18 protein-coding genes are annotated in these 18,929 nt (G+C 63.1%); 8 read left to right on the plus strand and 10 right to left on the minus strand.

All coding sequences use genetic code 11. The features are described 5' to 3' along the window. Nucleotides 1-137: 137 nt before the first annotated feature. Nucleotides 138-1,451, minus strand: coding sequence for an ATP-binding protein (locus EGJ22_RS15020; protein ID WP_029887604.1), 1,314 nt, complete (start codon nt 1,449-1,451; stop codon nt 138-140). Between the two features lie 13 nt (nt 1,452-1,464). Then, nucleotides 1,465-2,205: a two-component system response regulator OmpR gene (gene ompR / locus EGJ22_RS15025; RefSeq protein WP_009682249.1), complete on the minus strand. Its 741-nt coding sequence runs from the start codon at nt 2,203-2,205 to the stop codon at nt 1,465-1,467. Between the two features lie 216 nt (nt 2,206-2,421). Here ompR and EGJ22_RS15030 point away from each other — a divergent pair, with 216 nt between their 5' ends. The 4 genes from EGJ22_RS15030 to EGJ22_RS15045 all read left to right on the plus strand — a co-directional run bounded on the left by EGJ22_RS15030 (nt 2,422) and on the right by EGJ22_RS15045 (nt 7,486). Beyond that, a complete protein-coding gene (locus EGJ22_RS15030) occupies nt 2,422-4,746 on the plus strand; it encodes a Tex family protein (RefSeq protein WP_009682248.1) in 2,325 nt (774 codons plus the stop codon). Next, complete coding sequence (locus EGJ22_RS15035; RefSeq protein WP_050492247.1) at nt 4,746-5,129, plus strand: PaaI family thioesterase; 384 nt, start codon at nt 4,746-4,748, stop codon at nt 5,127-5,129. Before EGJ22_RS15030 ends, EGJ22_RS15035 begins: the two co-directional genes overlap by 1 nt. 153 nt (nt 5,130-5,282) lie before the next feature. Beyond that, nucleotides 5,283-6,860: a glutamate--cysteine ligase gene (gene gshA, locus EGJ22_RS15040; protein WP_009682246.1), complete on the plus strand. Its 1,578-nt coding sequence runs from the start codon at nt 5,283-5,285 to the stop codon at nt 6,858-6,860. Further along, entirely contained in the window at nt 6,860-7,486 is a 627-nt protein-coding gene (locus EGJ22_RS15045; protein ID WP_009682245.1) for a TetR/AcrR family transcriptional regulator, read from the plus strand. Before gshA ends, EGJ22_RS15045 begins: the two co-directional genes overlap by 1 nt. Before the next feature lie 193 nt (nt 7,487-7,679). On the opposite strand, the gene EGJ22_RS15050 is transcribed toward EGJ22_RS15045, so the two are convergent. The 8 genes from EGJ22_RS15050 to EGJ22_RS15085 form a co-directional block, all read right to left on the minus strand. Continuing rightward, nucleotides 7,680-7,895, minus strand: coding sequence for a molybdopterin-binding protein (locus EGJ22_RS15050; protein ID WP_003255829.1), 216 nt, complete (start codon nt 7,893-7,895; stop codon nt 7,680-7,682). Between the two features lie 28 nt (nt 7,896-7,923). Further along, entirely contained in the window at nt 7,924-8,736 is an 813-nt protein-coding gene (gene ssuB / locus EGJ22_RS15055) for an aliphatic sulfonates ABC transporter ATP-binding protein (RefSeq protein WP_029884763.1), read from the minus strand. Beyond that, nucleotides 8,733-9,530: an aliphatic sulfonate ABC transporter permease SsuC gene (gene ssuC / locus EGJ22_RS15060; RefSeq protein WP_029884764.1), complete on the minus strand. Its 798-nt coding sequence runs from the start codon at nt 9,528-9,530 to the stop codon at nt 8,733-8,735. Before ssuC ends, ssuB begins: the two co-directional genes overlap by 4 nt. Before the next feature lie 10 nt (nt 9,531-9,540). After that, complete coding sequence (ssuD, locus tag EGJ22_RS15065) at nt 9,541-10,689, minus strand: FMNH2-dependent alkanesulfonate monooxygenase (protein WP_029884765.1); 1,149 nt, start codon at nt 10,687-10,689, stop codon at nt 9,541-9,543. 60 nt (nt 10,690-10,749) lie between these two features. Beyond that, on the minus strand, nt 10,750-11,715 hold the full coding sequence (locus EGJ22_RS15070) for a sulfonate ABC transporter substrate-binding protein (protein ID WP_029884766.1): 966 nt from the start codon (nt 11,713-11,715) through the stop codon (nt 10,750-10,752). 84 nt (nt 11,716-11,799) lie between these two features. Further along, nucleotides 11,800-12,393: an NADPH-dependent FMN reductase gene (gene ssuE, locus EGJ22_RS15075; RefSeq protein ID WP_029884767.1), complete on the minus strand. Its 594-nt coding sequence runs from the start codon at nt 12,391-12,393 to the stop codon at nt 11,800-11,802. Nucleotides 12,394-12,643: 250 nt separating this feature from the next. Then, nucleotides 12,644-13,282, minus strand: a complete 639-nt coding sequence (locus tag EGJ22_RS15080) for a peroxiredoxin (RefSeq protein ID WP_009682239.1) — start codon at nt 13,280-13,282, stop codon at nt 12,644-12,646. A 168-nt stretch (nt 13,283-13,450) separates the two neighbouring features. After that, entirely contained in the window at nt 13,451-14,803 is a 1,353-nt protein-coding gene (locus tag EGJ22_RS15085) for an OprD family porin (RefSeq protein ID WP_029884768.1), read from the minus strand. A 608-nt stretch (nt 14,804-15,411) separates the two neighbouring features. Between EGJ22_RS15085 and tauA the strand changes: the two genes are divergently transcribed. The 4 genes from tauA to tauD are packed head-to-tail and all read left to right on the plus strand — an operon-like array spanning nt 15,412 to nt 18,903. Then, complete coding sequence (gene tauA, locus EGJ22_RS15090) at nt 15,412-16,383, plus strand: taurine ABC transporter substrate-binding protein (protein ID WP_029884769.1); 972 nt, start codon at nt 15,412-15,414, stop codon at nt 16,381-16,383. Nucleotides 16,384-16,396: 13 nt separating this feature from the next. Beyond that, a complete protein-coding gene (gene tauB / locus EGJ22_RS15095; RefSeq protein ID WP_029884770.1) occupies nt 16,397-17,185 on the plus strand; it encodes a taurine ABC transporter ATP-binding subunit in 789 nt (262 codons plus the stop codon). Beyond that, the gene (gene tauC, locus EGJ22_RS15100) at nt 17,182-18,021 is read left to right on the plus strand and encodes a taurine ABC transporter permease TauC (protein WP_029884771.1); all 840 of its coding nucleotides are present in this window, start codon (nt 17,182-17,184) and stop codon (nt 18,019-18,021) included. The genes tauB and tauC overlap by 4 nt, the downstream gene beginning before the upstream one ends. 48 nt (nt 18,022-18,069) lie before the next feature. Beyond that, nucleotides 18,070-18,903 carry a taurine dioxygenase gene (gene tauD / locus EGJ22_RS15105; protein WP_009682233.1) on the plus strand — a complete coding sequence of 278 codons (834 nt, stop codon included), beginning with the start codon at nt 18,070-18,072 and terminating at the stop codon, nt 18,901-18,903. The last annotated feature ends 26 nt before the right edge of the window (nt 18,904-18,929 follow it).

Genomic DNA, 18,929 nt, shown 5'->3' on the forward strand with positions numbered 1-18,929 from the left:
AGCCAGCGCAGCTCGCGATGCGCCGCGCGGGCGGCGCTCGCTCTAACAGGCGCTGCATACCTTGTGGCAAACACCTGCCAGCCCTGATGCGATCCCCGTGGGCTTGCCGGCGACAGGGCCGGCACAGCCAACCAAACTCAAACGGCGTTACGCGGCAACAACAGCCCCAACGGCAACCGCACCCGCGCCTCGATACCGCCCCCGGACCGGTTGCGTAGCTCGACATTGCCGCCATGCTGCGCCGCAATACGCTTGACGATGGCCAACCCCAACCCGGTCCCCTTGCCACCCCGCGCCCGGTCACCCCGGATGAACGGGTTGAAGATGGTTTCCAGCTCCGACTCGTCAATGCCGGTACCGCGGTCCAGCACGCTCAGCACCACGTACGGCGCACTTTCGTCACCCGAGACATAGGCTGCCACCTCGACCCCTTTGCCTGCGTGGTGCAAGGCATTGCCGATCAGGTTGCCCAACATGCGCTTGAGCGACACGCGGCGCAGCGGGAACGGCGGGATCGGCTCCAGGCACAGGCGCACACGTTCTTCCGGCTGGTTGTAGGGGGCGACCACCTCACGCACTAGGTCCGCCAGGTCGACCTCTTCGACCGGCTCGTCCCGGCCATCACGGATAAACGCCAGGAACTGGTCGAGAATCGCGTCCATGTCTTCGATATCACGGACCATATCGTCGCTCAGGTCGTTGTCGCTGTTGAGCAACGACAACGACAAACGCAGGCGCGTGAGCGGTGTACGCAAGTCATGCGAAACCCCGGCCAGCATCAGCTCGCGTTCACGCCCAGCCTGCTCGACGTCTTCGGCCATCTGGTTGAAGGCCCTGTACACCTCGGTCATCTCGCTGGGGGTGTCGCTGATCGGCAACCGCACGCTGCGCCCCTGGCCCAGCTGGCGGGCGGCGAACACCAGACGCTTGAGCGGCTGGTTCAACTGCCGCACGAAGATCCACGCCGAAGCGGTGGACAACAGGCCAATGGCCAGGAACCAGCCCAGCACGTTCCAGATTTTCTGCCCGCGTAGCGGGTGCGGGTACAACGGCACCTTCAACCAGCCCGGGCCCAGGCTCGGCGCATTTACCCACAGCGCCGGCGGCGCATGAATGCGCAGGCGTACTTCGGTGTCCTCGCCCAGCTCGGCCTGCATCTGGCGTTGGTAGATTTCGCTGTAGGGCCAATGCTGCTCGCCTTCGGGCACGCCCGAGCCGGTCACACGAATGAGGCCTGCCGCCTCGGCGATCTTGTCGCGGTTTTCTTCGTCGGCAGCCCAATACGCGCGCAAAGTCAGCGCCACACCGTGGCTGTACTGCCGGTCGACCAGTACGTCCTCGTTCATCAGCAGGTAGACCAGGGTCAGGGCCTTGGAGAACAGGACAACGATCAACACCAGCCACAGGGTGCGGGCGAAGAAGCTTTGCGGAAACCAGAGCGGTGTTTTCATCGACGGTCAGGCATCACTTTCCGGCGTTTCCGTCCGGCACGAACACGTAGCCCACGCCCCACACGGTCTGGATGTAGCGGGGCTTGGACGGGTCGGGCTCGATCATGCGCCGCAGGCGCGAAATCTGAACGTCGATGGAGCGCTCCAGGGCATCCCATTCACGGCCACGGGCCAGGTTCATCAGCTTGTCGCGGGTCAGCGGCTCGCGGGCATGCATGACCAGCGCCTTGAGCACGGCGAACTCACCGGTGGTGAGCATGTGCACTTCGTCGCCACGCTTGAGTTCGCGGGTGGCCAGCGACAACTCGTAGTCGCCGAAGGTGACCGACTCGTCTTCGCTACCCGGTGCCCCTGGCACGGTGGGTGCCTGACGGCGCAGCACGGCCTTGACCCTGGCCATCAGCTCGTCCGGGTTGAACGGCTTGCCCAGGTAGTCATCGGCACCCAGCTCCAGGCCCTTGATGCGGCTGAGCTCGTCACCCTTGGCAGTGAGCATGATGATCGGGATCTGGTTGTTGTGCTGGCGCAGGCGCTTGCACGCCGACAGGCCGTCTTCGCCCGGCAGCATCAGGTCCAGCACCACTAGGTTGAACACCTCGCGGGACAGCAGGCGGTCCATCTGTTCGGTGTTGGGCACCGCGCGGGCTCGGTAGCCTTTGCTGGTGAAGAAACGTTCCAGCAGGCTACTCAGCCCTGGATCGTCGTCGACGATGAGAATCTTTTCACCTTCTGCGGTGTTCGGCGTGCCGGTCATGAATAACTCCTCTGAGATCGCCGCGCATTATGGCGTAGCCATTGCAACGCGTGCCGTGAGCATTGTTAGCAGATTTTTCCCCGGGCGCCAGTTCCGACTGGCCGGGCGCCATCACCGCAAGCGGTTTGCGATGGGTATAATGCGCCGCTTTCATCCTGCGCCGCCGGGCGAAAGCCCATTGGCGACCCCCGTATTCACAAATGTCAGGTGGTTTACATGGACAGCATCAACAGCCGTATCGCCGAGGAACTGGGCGTACGCCCCCAGCAGGTCGAGGCGGCCGTGGGCCTGTTGGACGAAGGCTCGACCGTGCCTTTCATCGCCCGTTACCGCAAGGAAGTGACCGGTAGCCTGGACGACACCCAGCTGCGCCATCTGGAAGAGCGCCTGCGCTACCTGCGCGAACTCGACGAACGCCGCGCCAGCATCCTCTCCAGCATCGAGGAACAGGGCAAGCTGACCCCGGAACTGGCCCGCGAAATCAAGCTGGCCGACACCAAGACCCGCCTCGAAGACCTGTACCTGCCGTACAAGCAGAAGCGCCGTACCAAGGGCCAGATCGCCCTCGAAGCCGGCCTCGGCGAGCTGGCCGACGGCCTGTTCAACGACCCGTCACTGACCCCGGAAAGCGAAGCGGCACGCTTCGTCGATGCCGACAAGGGCGTGGCCGACGTGAAGGCCGCCCTGGAAGGCGCCAAATACATCCTCATGGAGCGCTTTGCCGAAGACGCCGCGTTGCTCGACAAACTGCGCAGCTTCCTCAAGCAGGAAGCCGTGCTCAGTGCCCGCGTGGTGGCCGGCAAGGAAGAGGAAGGCGCCAAGTTCCGCGACTACTTCGCCCATGACGAGCTGTTGCGCACCGCCCCTTCGCACCGCGCCCTGGCAATTTTCCGCGGGCGCAACGAGGGCGTGCTGAGCGCTTCGCTGAAAGTGGGCGAAGAACTGCCCGGTACCCTGCACCCGTGCGAGCTGATGATCAGCAACCACGTCGGCATCGAGAACCGCAGCCGCCCGGCCGACAAATGGCTGGCAGAAGTGGTGCGCTGGACCTGGAAGGTCAAGCTCTACACCCACCTGGAAACCGACCTGTTCGGTGAACTGCGCGACAACGCCGAAGGCGAGGCGATCAACGTGTTCGCCCACAACCTGCACGACCTGCTGCTGGCGGCCCCGGCCGGCCCGCGCGCCACCCTGGGCTTCGACCCTGGCCTGCGCACTGGCTGCAAGATCGCCGTGGTCGACGCCACCGGCAAGCTGCTGGACCACACCACGGTCTACCCGCACGCCCCGAAAAACGACTGGGACCGGACCATCGCCATCATGGCCGCGCTGTGCGCCAAGCACTCGGTGGAGCTGATTGCCATCGGCAACGGTACCGCCAGCCGCGAAAGCGACAAGCTGGTCGCCGAACTGGTCAAGAAATATCCAGCCCTGAAAATCACCAAGGTCATGGTCTCCGAAGCCGGCGCGTCGGTGTACTCGGCCTCGGAACTGGCCGCCCGCGAATTCCCGGACCTGGACGTATCGATCCGTGGCGCCGTATCGATTGCCCGCCGCCTGCAGGACCCGTTGGCCGAACTGGTGAAGATCGACCCGAAATCCATCGGCGTTGGCCAGTACCAGCACGACGTCTCGCAGTTGAAACTGGCCCGTGGCCTGGACGCCGTGGTCGAGGACTGCGTGAACGCCGTGGGCGTGGATGTGAATACCGCCTCGGTGGCGCTGCTGACGCGCATCTCCGGGCTTAACGCCACGCTGGCACAGAACATCGTCGCGCACCGCGACGCCAACGGCCCGTTCGCCACCCGCGCGGCGCTGAAAAAGGTCAGCCGCCTGGGCGAGAAAACCTTCGAGCAGGCTGCCGGCTTCCTGCGGGTGATGAACGGCGACAACCCGCTGGACGCCTCGGCGGTTCACCCCGAAGCCTACCCCCTGGTCCAGCGCATCGCCGCCGATACCGACCGCGATATTCGCTCGCTGATCGGCGACAGCAGCTTCCTCAAGCGCCTGGACCCCAAGCGTTTCACCGACGAAACCTTCGGCCTGCCGACCGTGACCGACATCCTGCAGGAACTGGACAAGCCCGGCCGCGACCCACGCCCGGAATTCAAGACCGCCACCTTCCAGGATGGCGTCGAAGACCTCAAGGACCTGGAGCCAGGCATGATCCTCGAAGGCGTGGTGACCAACGTCACCAACTTCGGTGCCTTCGTCGATATCGGCGTACACCAGGACGGCCTGGTGCATATCTCGGCGCTGTCGGAGAAGTTCGTCAAGGACCCGCGTGAGGCGGTCAAGGCCGGCGACGTGGTCAAGGTCAAGGTCATGGAGGTGGACATCCCGCGCAAGCGTGTGGGCTTGTCGATGCGCATGAGCGACACCCCGGGCGAAAAGGTCGAAGGCAACCGCGGCGGTAACCGTGGCCCGGCAGGCAACCGCCAGCAACAGGCGCCACGCCAACGTGAAACCGCTACCGCGGCCCCGGCCAACAACGCCATGGCCGCGCTGTTCGCCAACGCCAAGCAGCTGAAGAAGAAGTGATGGACATACCACGCGAATATGTCGAAAGCGCCTTCAGCCAGCTCCTTGGCTGCCGCCTGCAACGCCTGGAGCCCGGCGTTGCCGAGGTCTCCCTGGCGCTGCAGCCGCAGTTGCGCAACCGTGGCCAGAAGCTGCACGGCGGGGCTATTTTCAGCCTGGTGGATATCGCCATGGGCCTGGCCTGTTCGGCCAACCATGGCTTTGACCAGCAAAGCGTCACCATCGAATGCAAGATCAACTACATGCGCGCCGTCAGTGACGGCGAGGTCCTGTGCACCGCCCGCGTGCTGCATGCCGGGCGGCGTACCCTGGTGGTCGACGCCGACGTAGTCCAGGGCGACAAACTGGTGGCCAAGGCGCAAGGAACCTTTGCGGTTCTCTAGCTCACCAAGCAGTATCTGCGGTATTTTCAGCAGTGCGCTGGCACTGCTGGATCCGCGTAAACCAGGCGACAACGCCAGTTCCTTTCTCCCTACCCTTGTAGACCGTTATCTCTACCCCCATATTGGGGCGACTGACGCGTGAAGGAATACATCTTGAGCGAACTCCTCAACCGCCGCCTGAGCCTGCTCGGCGCCAATCTTCCCCTGCTCAAGCAGTGCCTGCACGGTATTGAGCGCGAATGCCTGCGCGTGACCGACGAAGGTCGCCTGGCCCAGACCCCGCACCCGGATGCACTGGGATCGGCGCTGACCAACGAGCAGATCACCACTGACTATTCCGAGTCGCTGCTGGAATTCATCACCCCCGCGTTGGCCGACCCGGCGAAAGTGCTCGAAAGCCTCGAACAGACCCACCGTTTCGTCTACAGCAAGCTGGGCGACGAGTACCTGTGGAGCCCATCGATGCCATGCACGTTGCCGGCCGAAGAGGACATCCCGATCGCCGAGTACGGCAGCTCGAACATCGGCAAGCTCAAGCACGTCTACCGCAAAGGCCTGGCCTTGCGCTATGGCCGCACCATGCAGTGCATCGCCGGCATCCATTACAATTTCTCGCTGCCAGAGGCTCTGTGGCCTTTGCTGCGTGCTGCCGAAGGCAGCAGCGAGCCCGACCGCGACTATCAGTCGTCGGCCTACATTGCGCTGATCCGCAACTTCCGCCGCTACAGCTGGTTGTTGATGTACCTGTTTGGCGCCTCGCCGGCCCTGGACAAAGGCTTCATGCGTGGCCGCCCGCACCAGCTCGAAGAGCTGGACGCCGAAACCCTGTACCTGCCCTACGCCACCAGCCTGCGCATGAGCGACCTGGGCTACCAGAGCAACGCCCAGGCGGGCCTCACGCCTTGCTACAACAACCTGGCCAGCTACACCGACAGCCTGCGCAAGGCGGTGGGCACGCCCTACCCGCCCTATGTCGAGGTCGGCACGCACGTCGACGGTGAGTGGGTACAACTGAATACCAACATCCTGCAGATCGAAAACGAGTACTACTCGAACATACGCCCCAAGCGCGTCACCTATACCGGCGAGCGGCCGATCCAGGCCCTGACTTCGCGCGGCGTGCAGTATGTTGAAGTGCGCTGCCTGGACATCAACCCGTTCCTGCCAGTGGGCATCGACCTGACCGAGGCGCGCTTCCTCGATGCATTCCTGCTGTTCTGTGCCCTGGAAGAAAGCCCGCAACTGGGCAATGCCGAGTGTGGCCAGTGCACCAGCAACTTCCTGGCCGTGGTCAAGGAAGGTCGCCGCCCGGGCCTGGAATTGCAGCGCAACGGCCAGCCGGTCAGCCTGAAGGTGTGGGCCGGCGAGCTGATCGAGCGTATTCGACAGTTGGCCGAGCTACTGGACCAGGCCGAAGATACCGATGCCCACAGCAAGGCGCTGGATGCGCAACAGGCCAAGGTCGATGACGCCTCGCTGACGCCTTCGGCCCAGGTGCTGGCGCGCATGACCGAGCATGACGAAAGCTTCGTGCAGTTTTCGCTGCGCCAGAGCCGTATTCACGCCGAGACCTTCCGTGAACAGCCGCTGAGCCAGGAGCAGCAACAAACCTACGAGACGCTGGCCCGCGAGTCGCTGGCCAGGCAGGCCGAGCTGGAGCAGGAAGAAGTCGGTGATTTCGACCTGTTCGTGGGTGCCTATCAAGCCAGCATCCTGGCGATCAGCAACTGATGACGCGTACCGCTACCCCGCGCAAACCGCGCGCCAGCAGCCAGGCCAGGATCGAAGCGATCCTGGCGGCTGCCCGCGAACTACTGGCCGAGGTGGGGGTGGCGGCAATGTCGATCTACAGCGTGGCCGAGCGTGCGCAGATTCCGCCGTCGTCGGTCTATCACTTCTTCGCCAGCGTGCCGGCGTTGCTCGAGGCGTTGACCGCCGACGTGCACCGAGCTTTCCGTGAGGCTCTGAGGGCACCGATCGACAGCCAGGCGTTCAGTACCTGGCATGAGCTGTCACGGCTGATCGAGCAGCGCATGCTGGATATCTACAACCAGGATGCAGCAGCGCGGCAGCTGATTCTTGCCCAGCACGGGCTGAGTGAAGTGGTGCAAGCCGATCGGCAGCACGACATGGAACTGGGCGACCTGATGTACAAGTTGTTCGACCAGCATTTCCACCTGCCGGTGATGCCGCTGGATGTGGATGTGTTTGCCCTGGCCATGGAGCTCAGCGACCGGGTGTATGCGCGCTCGGTGCAGCTGCATGAGGCGATCACCCCGCGTATGGCCGAGGAAGGCAAGCGGGTGTTCGAGGCGTATCTGGGGTTGTATCTGCCGCCGTTTCTAATCAAGCGTTGAATTTGGTGGCCTCACCGCCGGCAAGCCGGCGCCCACAGGGAAAGGCACAAGGCCGAAAACCTGTGCAGTACCTGTAGGAGCGGCCTTGTGTCGCGATCGGGCTCGCCCGCTCCCACACTCAAGAAATGCGCGATCCCCTGTGGGAGCGGGCGTGCCCGCGAAGGGTCGCAAAGCGGCCCGCGGGCCACTTTCATCACAGCTTGGCGATAGACACTTCCGTCGACTTCACAAAGGCAATCACTTCACTGCCCACCTGCAGCTCCAGCTCACGCACGGAGCGGGTAGTGATCACCGAAGTGACGATGCCCGAAGCCGTCTGCACGTCGATTTCCGACAGTACCGGCCCTTCGAGGATTTCTTTCACAGTGCCTTTGAATTGGTTGCGAACGTTGATGGCTTTGATAGTCATGATTGGCTTCCTTTTGGCTTCTGGGGGTTCAGTGCGCCCAACGCAGTTGCGTGGGCAGAGGGGCTACAGGATCCGGCTCGGGCGCAGCGCCCGGGGCCGACAGCACACGGTTGAGCACTTCGCTTTCCAGCGCAGCCAGGCGGTGCGAACCACGCGCCCGAGGCCGTGCCAGGTCGACAGTGAGGTCGAGCCCGACCTCGCCGTCTTCGATCAGGATCACCCGGTCAGCCACGGCAACCGCCTCGCTGACATCGTGGGTAACCAGCAGCACGGTGAACCCGTGCTGACGCCACAGGCGTTCGATCAGTTGCTGCATCTCGATACGGGTCAGGGCATCCAGCGCGCCCAACGGCTCGTCCAGCAACAGCAGGCGCGGCTGATGGATCAGTGCCCGGGCCAGCGCCACGCGCTGCTTCTGGCCACCCGAAAGCGCCGCCGGCCACTCATTGGCGCGGTCGGCCAGGCCAACCGCCTCCAGGGCATCCAGCGCTCGCGAGCGCCAGTCGCCAGACAGGCCCAGGCCCACGTTGTCGATCACCTTCTTCCAAGGCAGCAGGCGTGCGTCCTGGAACATCAGGCGGGTTTCTTCGCGCGCTTCGTCCAGCGGCGCGGCACCGGCCAGCAACTGCCCGGCAGTGGGCTGGTCGAGCCCGGCCAGCAAACGCAGCAAGGTGCTCTTGCCGCAGCCGCTGCGGCCGACAATGGCCACGAACTGGCCCGCCGGAATGTGCAGGTCGATACCCTTCAATACTTCGCGCTGGCCAAAGGCCTTGCGCAAGCCGTTGGCGGCCAGCGGTATGCCACGCAGCAGGCGTGGCGGCTGTTCCTTGAGCACGGTCATGCGCCCTCCTTCTTCGCCACTTGGTAGGCTGGGTGCCAGCGCAACCACACACGCTCCAGGCCACGGGCAGCGAGGTCGGCGAGCTTGCCGAGCACGGCGTACAAAACGATGGCCAGCACCACCACGTCGGTCTGCAGGAATTCACGGGCGTTCATGGCCAGGTAGCCGATGCCCGCGTTGGCCGAGATGGTTTCGGCAACGATCAGGGTCAGCCACATGAAGCCCAGGGCAAAGCGCACGCCCACCAGGATCGACGGCAGCGCCCCCGGCAGGATCACCTGGCGGAACAGGCTGAAGCCGGACAACCCATAACTGCGGGCCATTTCCACCAGCGCCGGGTCCACATTGCGAATGCCGTGGTAGGTGTTCAGGTAGATCGGGAACAACGTGCCCAGCGCAACCAGGAAGATCTTCGCCGACTCATCGATACCAAACCACAGGATCACCAGCGGGATCAGTGCCAGGTGCGGCACGTTGCGTATCATCTGCACCGAGCTGTCGAGCAGGCGCTCGCCCCAGTTCGAAAGGCCCGTGATGAAGCCCAGCGCCAGGCCGATGCCGCCGCCGATGACGAAGCCCAGCCCGGCACGCCAGCCACTGATGGCCAGGTGGGTCCAGATATCACCGCTACGCACCAGCTCGACGCCAGCACTGACCACCGCGCTAGGCGCCGGCAAGATGCGCGTCGACAGCCAGCCAGCACTGACCGCCAGCTGCCAGGCGGCCAGCAGCAGCACCGGCAGCGCCCATGGCGCCAGCCGCTGGGCAAGGTTGTTGGAAGTTGCACGACTCATGGCCTGGCCCTCAGCTCTGCGCGACGGACTTGGGCAGGATGTCGTTGGCTACCATCTCGCCGAACGGGCTCACGTAGCCACCCGCCTTGGGTTGTTCCGGGCGGTTCACGTCAATGTGCGGGAACAGCAGCTCGGCCACTCGGTACGACTCTTCCAGGTGCGGGTAGCCGGAGAAGATGAAGGTATCGATGCCCAGCTCGGCGTACTCTTTGACCCGCGCGGCCACGGTCGGGCCATCACCGACCAGCGCGGTACCCGCACCGCCACGCACCAGGCCAACACCCGCCCACAGGTTGGGGCTGACTTCCAGGTTGTCGCGGTTACCGCCGTGCAGGGCGGCCATGCGCTGCTGGCCCACCGAGTCGAAGCGCGCCAGCGAGGCCTGCGCACGGGCAATGGTGTCATCGTCCAGGTGCGAAATCAGGCGGTCGGCGGCGGCCCAGGCTTCTTCGTTGGTTTCGCGCACGATCACGTGCAGGCGGATACCGAAACGTACTTCGCGGCCTTGAGCAGCGGCCTTTTTGCGCACTTGGGCGATCTTCTCGGCCACGGCTGCCGGTGGCTCACCCCACGTCAGGTACAACTCGACCTGTTCAGCCGCCAGGTCTTGGGCAGCCTCTGAAGAACCGCCGAAATACAGGGGCGGCCGGGGCTGCTGAATCGGCGGATAGAGAAGCTTGGCGCCCTTCACCTGAATGTGCTTGCCGTCATAATCGACGTTTTCGCCTTCCAGCACCTTGCGCCAGATACGGGTGAACTCGACCGACGCCTCGTAGCGCTGCTGGTGGTTCAGGTGCAGGCCGTCACCGGCCAGCTCGTCCGGGTCGCCACCGGTGACCAGGTTGAACAGCGCCCGGCCGTTGGACAGGCGATCAAGGGTGGCTGCCTGCCGAGCAGCCACGGTTGGCGAGATGATGCCGGGGCGCAGGGCCACCAGAAACTTCAGGCGCTGGGTCACGGGGATCAGCGAGGCCGCGACCAGCCAGGAGTCCTCGCAGGAGCGCCCGGTCGGGATCAATACCCCACCAAAACCAAGCCGGTCGGCAGCTTGCGCGATCTGTTGCAGGTAACCGTGGTCGACCGCGCGGGCGCCATCGGCAGTGCCCAGGTACTTGCCGTCACCGTGGGTGGGCAGGAACCAGAAAATGTTCAGACTCATTGGAGTTGTCTCCTCAAGGGGGGCACGAGCCGGGGCGGTACCCCGGCATGGGCGCATCATTCAAGGCGCGCTAGCGACCTTGGCCGGGGGTGTCCAGATCACATCCTTGATGCTCAACGGCTTGGGTATCAGCTTGAGCGCCTGGAAGGTGTCGGCGATCTTCTGCTGCGCCGCCACTACCTGCGGGGTGAGGGGCGCGGCGCCGTAGCCTTGGCGTTTGACCGAGGTAAGTGTGATGTCGGCAGGCAAGCCGAGCAGCGGCGCCACCTGGTCGGTGACTTCCTGCGGGTTGGCCTGCGACCACTCGCCCACGGCGCGCACTTGCTCGATAACGGTGTTGATCACCGCTGGGTGCTCGGTCGCGTAGTTGCGGGTAGCGAGATAGAACTGATGGTTGTCGACCAGGCCCTTGCCGTCACGCAGGGTGCGCGCCTGCAGCTGTTGCTCGGCGGCGGCCTGGTACGGGTCCCAGATCACCCAGGCGTCGACACTGCCGCGCTCGAAGGCTGCCCGGGCGTCGGCCGGCGGCAGGTAAACCGGCTGGATGTCGCTGTACTGCAGGCCCGCGTCTTGCAGTGCACGCACCAGCAGGTAGTGCACATTGGAGCCTTTGTTGAGGGCGACTTTCTTGCCTTTGAGGTCCTTCACCGACTGTACCGGCGAACCCTTGGGCACGAGAATCGCTTCGCTGTGCGGCGCGGGCGGTTCGTAGGCCACATAGAGCAGGTCGGCGCCGGCGGCCTGGGCGAATACCGGTGGTGTTTCACCGGTGACGCCAAAATCGATCGAGCCGACGTTCAGCCCTTCAAGCAGCTGCGGGCCGCCGGGAAACTCGGTCCACTGCACCTGTACGCCCTGCTCGGCCAGGCGCTTCTCCAGCGTACCCTTGGCCTTGAGCAGCACCAGGGTGCCGTATTTCTGATAACCGATACGCAGGCTCTCGGCCTGGGCTTGGGTGATGGCGCCGAAGGACACAGCCGCCGCGAACAGGGCGACCAGACCGCGACGCAAGAAGACTGTGCGCATGGCGCTCTCCTGTGCGATAGGGTTCGGGTTGCACCTGCTTGCCTCGTTGGCGGGCGAGTAAGGTGGTAAAGCGGATAAAACCGGTCAGATGCTCCAGCGAGCACTGAGCAGGCGTTCGTTCAGTACACCGGGGGCCACGGGGCGCGGCCGACGGGCCAGGGCAACGTGGAAGGTTTCCAGCGAGTCCTGCAGGCGTTCTTCCAGCGCGGGTAGCAGTTGCGCGGGCTTGCTGCCCTCTGCGTAAGCGACTTGGCTGTCGTCAGCGAAGATCCCTTGCAGGGTCTCTTGCGCCTTGAGTGCAGACAGCACGGGCTTGAGTGCGTAATCCACCGCCAGCATGTGGGCGATGCTGCCGCCGGTGGCGATCGGCAACACGATCTTGTGTGCCAAAGCGCGCTCGGGCAGCAGGTCGAGCAAGGTTTTCAGAGCACCGGCAAACGATGCCTTGTACACCGGTGTGGCGACGATCAGGCCATCGGCCTGGGCCACGAGTTGCTGGAAGTGCTGTACCTGCGGGCTGTCGAAACGGGCATGCAGCAGGTCTTCGGCGGGGAAGTCACGTACCTGGAACGTCACCACTTCGACGCCGCGATGCTGCAGCCACTGGCGCGAACGCTCCAGCAGCACGCCGGAGCGTGAACGTGGACTTGGGCTACCACCGATTGAGACGACCAACATTGCAGCGGTTCCTTGTGTTCTGTTGGGGATGACATTAGCAGTCAGTTCATATATCTAGAAATCATATTTATTTATTTGTTTATTCCTTATTGTTATTTGGTGGCATCGCGATCTTGGGGCCGCTTTGCGGCCCATCGCGACACAAGGCCGCTCCTACAGGGGGCGGGTAACGGTGAAAGTGCAAAAAAAAGGGCCGTCGAAACGGCCCGAAAATCCCTGTGAGGCTAAGAGCGATGCAACGAGGAATGCGTTAACGATTGGGCTGGGGGGTCAGGCGCAGATAGGGTTTGACGGCACGATACCCTTTGGGGAAGCGCTGCTTGATCTCTTCTTCGTCCTTGAGCGAAGGCACGATCACCACGTCGTCGCCGTCTTGCCAGTTACCTGGCGTGGCCACCTTGTGGTTGTCGGTCAGCTGCAGCGAGTCGATCACCCGCAGGATTTCATTGAAATTGCGCCCGGTACTGGCCGGGTAGGTGATGGTCAGCCGCACCTTCTTGTTCGGGTCGATCACGAACAGCGAGCGCACGGTCAGGGTGTCGCTGGCGTTCGGATGGATCAGGTCATAAAGGTCTGAAACCTTGCGGTCGGCGTCGGCGATGATCGGGAAATTGACCACGGTGTTCTGGGTTTCGTTGATGTCGGCGATCCATTTGTGGTGCGAATCGACCGGGTCGACCGACAAGGCAATGGCCTTGACTCCGCGTTTGGCGAATTCGTCCTTGAGCTTGGCAGTCAGGCCCAGCTCAGTGGTGCATACTGGGGTGAAGTCAGCCGGGTGGGAGAACAGCACACCCCAACTGTTACCCAGCCACTCATGGAAACGGATCTTGCCTTCGCTGGAATCCTGTTCGAAATCGGGGGCGATATCGCCGAGTTTTAGGCTCATAGGCTGCGGCTCCTGGGCTGGGTTGTGGTCAGCGTGTGAATAGACTGTGCCTGCAATTGATTAAAAACAAAAAGAATAAATAATGATTTATTTATAACTTTTTTACATACAAATCCGCAGACATGAAAAAGCCTCGCACTAGGCGAGGCTCTTGGGTGTCGCTACGACTTACAGGAAGCTGTAAGTGTAGTTCACGATGAAGCGAGTCTGGTCTTGGTCGGCGCTGGCTTCGCTGCTGCCACCACGGTACACACCCTGGCGCAAGCTGAAGCCCAGACCTTTGAGGGTACCTTGCTGAATGGTGTAGTCGACGCGAGCGTCACGTTCCCATTCGTTGTAGGTGCCGTGGCCGCTCTTGTAGCGAATGTCGTCACCACGCAGGTAGGAAACCGAAGCCTTCAGGCCCGGAACGCCCAGCGAAGCGAAGTCATACGAGTACTGGCCGAAGTTGGTGTTCTCACCGGCACGGGCGAACTGGTTGATCATGCTGTCGGTGAACAGGTAGAAACTGGCACCGCCAGCACCTTCAGGGCGACCGTTACCGTCAACCACGTTGCCCTGGTTCAGCCAGACGAAACCGCCGTCATCGCTGACTTGCTGACGACCGAGCATCAGCGCGTGGCCACCCAGGGTGTAGGTGAACATGGCCGACCAGGTCTTGTTGTCGACCTTGCCAGTGTTCTTGGCGTAACCACCGTTGTTGCTGAAGTTGTAGCCGCCGCCGTGACCGTTGTTGCCGTCGCTGCTGCTGTCGAAGTAGCGCAGGTCGGTCTTGAACGACTGGTCGTCGGCGATCTTGAAGACGTGGGTGGCACCCAGGAAGTGCTGCTTGTAGAAGTCTTCCAGGTTCGAGTAGTAGTACTGCAGGGTCAGGTCTGGAGTGAGCTTGTAGTCCAGGCCGCCGTAGCGGAACTTGTTGCTGTCGGCAGTGGCGCCAGCGACCGACAGGCCAGTACGGTTGCTCGACGCACGGCCCATGGCGTGAGTCAGCTGACCGGCGTTGATGGTCAGGTTGTCGATTTCCTTCGACTGGATAGTGCCACCCTCGAAGGTTTGCGGCAGCACACGGCCATCGTTCGCGACTAAGATCGGCAGGTTCGGCGCCAGAGCGCTACCAAAATGGGCTTCGGTCTTAGAAAAACGCGCCTTGGCGTTAGCGCCAACGCGGGCCCACTGATTAACCGACGAGCCATTGCTGGCGTCTGGCATGAAGCCGCTTTTGTGATAGCCGCGGCCGCCATCCAGGTGGATACCCCATAGGGCCTGGGCGTCAACACCAAAGCCAACGGTACCCTCGGTGAAGCCTGAGATATAGTCGAGCTTGAAACCCTGGCCAGTTTCACGCTGATCTGGACGCTTGAAGTTAGTGGAGCTGCTTGCATGGGCATCACGGTTATCGTTGTCGTAATACATGGTGCGCGAGCTGAGGGACAGTTTGCTGTCTTCCACGAAACCGGCAGCGCCTGCTGTTTGGGCAAAAACCCCCAGTGCCACGGCCACGGCCAGGCTGGACTTGTACATGTTGTGCTCCTCTACGTTCTAATTTTTGTGTATCTCTGGCGGTAGGGTCTTGTGCCCCGCTCACCGTGGATTGGCGATTTAGTCCCAAAGTGTGACTGGTAAGTCAAACGTTTCTAAACGTTTCTCGACTTTGGTCTAAGGCGCCACCTGCGCTACAGGATAATGACAATCCTATAAATCCAAAATGACCGTTTTGTGAATTTCTAAGATTTTTAGGGAATATGTAACGAACCTTTGCAACCAATCGTTGTAGCTCTGCGGTTTCTAATAGCATTCAGCTATTTGCAAACGTTTGCTAATAACCTAATTCCTTAATGTTCTATAGGGACGGAGAAGCCTAGCAGCCTGATCTGATTTCGCCATTGACCCAGGTTATGACCCTTCCCAGGCTTTGTAGGAGCGGCCTTGTGTCGCGATGGGGCGCGAAGCGGCCCTAAACGCTCAGCTTCGCAGCAGCCATCGTCAGGGCCGCTTCTTCGCGCATCGCGACACAAGGCCGCTCCTACAGCTTTACCTCCTAAGCTAATGCAAAAAAGTTATTTATTTTAAATTTTTTAGATCATTTAGCCTTCTCGCCATACCCCAGTTTGCCTGACGAGAGGTTCACCATGATCCCGCATGCCCCGCTGCGCCTGTTCGCCGCCCTGACCCTCGCCAGCGCCAGCTGGCTGGCCCAGGCGGCCGACCTGACCGTCGCCTACCAGACCACCGTCGACCCCGCCAAGGTGGCGCAGGTGGATGGCGACTACGAAAAAGCCAGCAAGGCCAGCATTGACTGGCGCAAATTCGATAACGGCGCCGATGTGATCACCGCAGTAGCCAGCGGTGACGTGCAGATCGGCTACCTGGGCTCCAGCCCGCTGGCCGCCGCCGCCACCCGCAAGCTGCCGGTCGAAACGTTTCTGATCGCAACGCAGATCGGCGCAGGCGAGGCTCTGGTCGCCCGCGACAGCATCAAGACGCCACAAGACCTGGTCGGCAAGAAAGTCGCCGTGCCATTCGTTTCAACTGGCCACTACAGCTTGCTGGCAGCCCTGAAGACCTGGAACATCGACCCCTTTAAGGTGCAGATACTCAACCTCGCGCCCCCTGCGATCATTGCCGCCTGGAAACGCGGCGACATCGACGCCACCTACGTCTGGGACCCGGCCCTGGGCGTGGCCAAGGAAAACGGCAAGGTGCTGATCACCTCGGGCGAGCTGGCCGCAAAAGGCGCACCCACCTTCGATGCCTGGATCGTGCGCAAGGACTTCGCCGAGAAGCACCCCGACGTGGTCAAGGCTTTTGCCAAGGTCACCCTCGATGCCTACGCCGAATACCGCAAAGACCCGCAAGCCTGGCTGGCTGACAAGGGCAACGTAGACAAACTGGTGAAGCTGTCCGGCGCCAAGGCCAGCGACATTCCGGTGCTGCTGCAGGGCAACGTCTACCCACTGGCCGCCGACCAGGCCAGCGCACTGGGCGCACCGACCACCCAGGCACTGACCGACACGGCCAACTTCCTCAAGCAGCAAGGCAAGGTTGACGCCGTACTGCCGGACTACTCGCCGTACGTCAGCGCCAAGTTCCTTCCAAACTGAACCGGAGCCCGCCATGGCCTTGCTCGAACTGGAGCGCATCAGCGCACAGTACCCCGGTGCCGCCACCCCGGTGCTGGCCGACATCAACCTGAGCCTGGGGCCGCGCCAACTGCTGGTGGCCCTGGGGCCATCCGGCAGCGGCAAAACCTCGCTGCTCAACCTGATCGCCGGCTTCGTTACCCCCAGTGGCGGCCGCATCACCCTCGACGGTGTACCGGTGCAAGGGCCTGGAGCCGAGCGCGGTGTGGTGTTCCAGGACGACGCGCTGCTGCCATGGCAGAACGTGCTGGGCAACGTCGCATTCGGCCTGGAGCTGGCCGGCGTACCACGCGCCGAGCGTGAAGCCAAAGCCCGCGAGATGCTGGCCCTGGTCGACCTCGCCGGCTTCGGCGAGCGGCGCATCTGGCAGTTGTCCGGCGGCCAGAAGCAACGCGTGGGCCTGGCCCGGGCGCTGGCAGCCGACCCACGGGTGCTATTGATGGACGAACCGTTCGGCGCCCTCGATGCCTTCACCCGCGAGCAGATGCAGGCGTTGCTGCTGCAGGTATGGCAGCGCACCGCCAAGCCGGTGTTCCTGATTACCCACGACATCGAAGAAGCGGTATTCCTGGCCAGCGAACTGGTACTGCTGGCGCCCAACCCGGGGCGCGTGGTGGAACGCCTGCAACTGGACTTCGGCCAGCGTTATGCCGCTGGCGAATCGGCCCGGGCGATCAAGTCCGACCCGGCCTTCATCGAAACCCGCGAGCACGTACTGGCGCGGGTGTTTTCCCAACGCCAAAGCCTGCAGGAGCGCGCATGAGCAGCCTGGACCTGCCGGTAACCGGCAAACACAACGCCCAACACAGGCCAGCCATCAAGCTGCGCCAGCCACGTTCCACCCGCTGGATCAGCACCCTGACCCTCGCCAGCCTTTTGCTGGCGTGGTGGCTGGTGACTGCCGCCGGCTGGGTCGAGCCGCTGTTCCTGCCCTCGCCCGGCGACATCCTGGCCAAGGGCTGGACCTTGCTGACCCAGGGTTACATGGATGCCAGCCTGTGGCAGCACCTGGGCGCCAGCCTGGGGCGCATCGGCGTGGCCCTGCTGGCCGCCACGCTGACGGCCATCCCAGTGGGCATCGCCATCGGCTACAACCGCGTGGCACGCGGCATCCTCGACCCGCTGATCGAGTTCTACCGGCCGATCCCACCGCTGGCCTACCTGCCCCTGATTGTCATCTGGTGCGGCATCGGCGAGCTGTCGAAGGTGTTGCTGATCTTCCTGGCGATCTTTGCGCCGATCGCCATTGCCACCGCCACCGGCGTACGTACCGTCGACCCGGCCAAGTTGCGTGCAGCGCAGTCGCTGGGCGCAAGCAAGGCTCAGCTGATCCGGCACGTGATCCTGCCGAGCGCGCTACCCGACATCCTCACCGGGATCCGCATCGGCCTGGGGGTTGGCTGGTCGACGCTGGTAGCCGCCGAGCTGATTGCCGCCACCAGTGGCCTGGGCTTCATGGTGCAGTCGGCGGCGCAGTTTCTGGTTACCGACGTCGTAGTGCTGGGCATCCTGCTGATCGCCTTGATCGCCTTCGCACTGGAAATGAGCCTGCGCGCCCTGCAACGCAAGCTGGTGCCCTGGCACGGGCAAAGCCACTGAACCCCATTGTCCACGCCAGCACACTGGCGCCTGTTCGAAGAGACTGACATGAGCCTGACCATCACTCCCCTCAGCCCGGCGCTCGGCGCCCAGATCAGCGGCGTGGACATCAGCCGCGACATCACCGCAGCACAACGCGACGCCATTGAACAGGCGCTGCTGCAGCACCAGGTGCTGTTCTTCCGCGACCAGCCGATCAACCCGGAACAACAGGCGCGCTTTGCCGCCCGCTTCGGCGACCTTCACATTCACCCGATCTACCCCAACGTGCCGGACACCCCGCAGGTGCTGGTGCTCGACACGGCGGTCACTGATGTGCGCGACAACGCCGTGTGGCACACCGACGTGACCTTCCTGCCAACCCCGGCACTGGGTGCGGTGCTCAGTGCCAAGCAGTTGCCGGCCTACGGTGGCGATACCTTGTGGGCCAGCGGCATCGCTGCCTTTGAAGCCTTGTCGGCGCCGCTGCGGGGCATGCTCGACGGGCTGACCGCCACTCACGACTTCACCAAGTCGTTCCCGCTGGAACGCTTTGGCACCACCGCTGAAGACCTGGCGCGCTGGGAAGCCACGCGGCGCAACAACCCGCCCCTGTCGCACCCGGTGGTGCGTACGCATCCGGTGAGCGGGCGCAAGGCGTTGTTCGTCAATGAGGGGTTTACCACGCGCATCAATGAGCTGAGCGAGCTGGAGAGCGAGGCGTTGCTGAAGCTGCTGTTCGCCCATGCCACACGGCCGGAGTTCAGCATTCGCTGGCGCTGGCAGGAGCATGACGTGGCGTTCTGGGACAACCGCGTGACCCAGCATTTTGCCGTGGATGACTACCGGCCCAATCGGCGGGTGATGCATCGGGCGACGATCCTCGGGGATGTGCCCTTTTAGTTGTTGCCTGTTCTGGCCTCTTCGCG

The sequence above is a fragment of the Pseudomonas sp. p99-361 genome, from assembly GCF_003935475.1.
Classification (GTDB): domain Bacteria; phylum Pseudomonadota; class Gammaproteobacteria; order Pseudomonadales; family Pseudomonadaceae; genus Aquipseudomonas; species Aquipseudomonas juntendi.

What these genes read in the sequence shown, in the direction of transcription:
- EGJ22_RS15020 (WP_029887604.1), bottom strand. Translation starts at nt 1,451, where the DNA reads ATGAAAACACCGCTCTGGTTTCCGCAAAGCTTCTTCGCCCGCACCCTG.
- ompR (WP_009682249.1), bottom strand. Translation starts at nt 2,205, where the DNA reads ATGACCGGCACGCCGAACACCGCAGAAGGTGAAAAGATTCTCATCGTC.
- EGJ22_RS15030 (WP_009682248.1), top strand. Translation starts at nt 2,422, where the DNA reads ATGGACAGCATCAACAGCCGTATCGCCGAGGAACTGGGCGTACGCCCC.
- EGJ22_RS15035 (WP_050492247.1), top strand. Translation starts at nt 4,746, where the DNA reads ATGGACATACCACGCGAATATGTCGAAAGCGCCTTCAGCCAGCTCCTT.
- EGJ22_RS15045 (WP_009682245.1), top strand. Translation starts at nt 6,860, where the DNA reads ATGACGCGTACCGCTACCCCGCGCAAACCGCGCGCCAGCAGCCAGGCC.
- EGJ22_RS15050 (WP_003255829.1), bottom strand. Translation starts at nt 7,895, where the DNA reads ATGACTATCAAAGCCATCAACGTTCGCAACCAATTCAAAGGCACTGTG.
- ssuB (WP_029884763.1), bottom strand. Translation starts at nt 8,736, where the DNA reads ATGACCGTGCTCAAGGAACAGCCGCCACGCCTGCTGCGTGGCATACCG.
- ssuC (WP_029884764.1), bottom strand. Translation starts at nt 9,530, where the DNA reads ATGAGTCGTGCAACTTCCAACAACCTTGCCCAGCGGCTGGCGCCATGG.
- ssuD (WP_029884765.1), bottom strand. Translation starts at nt 10,689, where the DNA reads ATGAGTCTGAACATTTTCTGGTTCCTGCCCACCCACGGTGACGGCAAG.
- EGJ22_RS15070 (WP_029884766.1), bottom strand. Translation starts at nt 11,715, where the DNA reads ATGCGCACAGTCTTCTTGCGTCGCGGTCTGGTCGCCCTGTTCGCGGCG.
- ssuE (WP_029884767.1), bottom strand. Translation starts at nt 12,393, where the DNA reads ATGTTGGTCGTCTCAATCGGTGGTAGCCCAAGTCCACGTTCACGCTCC.
- EGJ22_RS15080 (WP_009682239.1), bottom strand. Translation starts at nt 13,282, where the DNA reads ATGAGCCTAAAACTCGGCGATATCGCCCCCGATTTCGAACAGGATTCC.
- EGJ22_RS15085 (WP_029884768.1), bottom strand. Translation starts at nt 14,803, where the DNA reads ATGTACAAGTCCAGCCTGGCCGTGGCCGTGGCACTGGGGGTTTTTGCC.
- tauA (WP_029884769.1), top strand. Translation starts at nt 15,412, where the DNA reads ATGATCCCGCATGCCCCGCTGCGCCTGTTCGCCGCCCTGACCCTCGCC.
- tauB (WP_029884770.1), top strand. Translation starts at nt 16,397, where the DNA reads ATGGCCTTGCTCGAACTGGAGCGCATCAGCGCACAGTACCCCGGTGCC.
- tauC (WP_029884771.1), top strand. Translation starts at nt 17,182, where the DNA reads ATGAGCAGCCTGGACCTGCCGGTAACCGGCAAACACAACGCCCAACAC.
- tauD (WP_009682233.1), top strand. Translation starts at nt 18,070, where the DNA reads ATGAGCCTGACCATCACTCCCCTCAGCCCGGCGCTCGGCGCCCAGATC.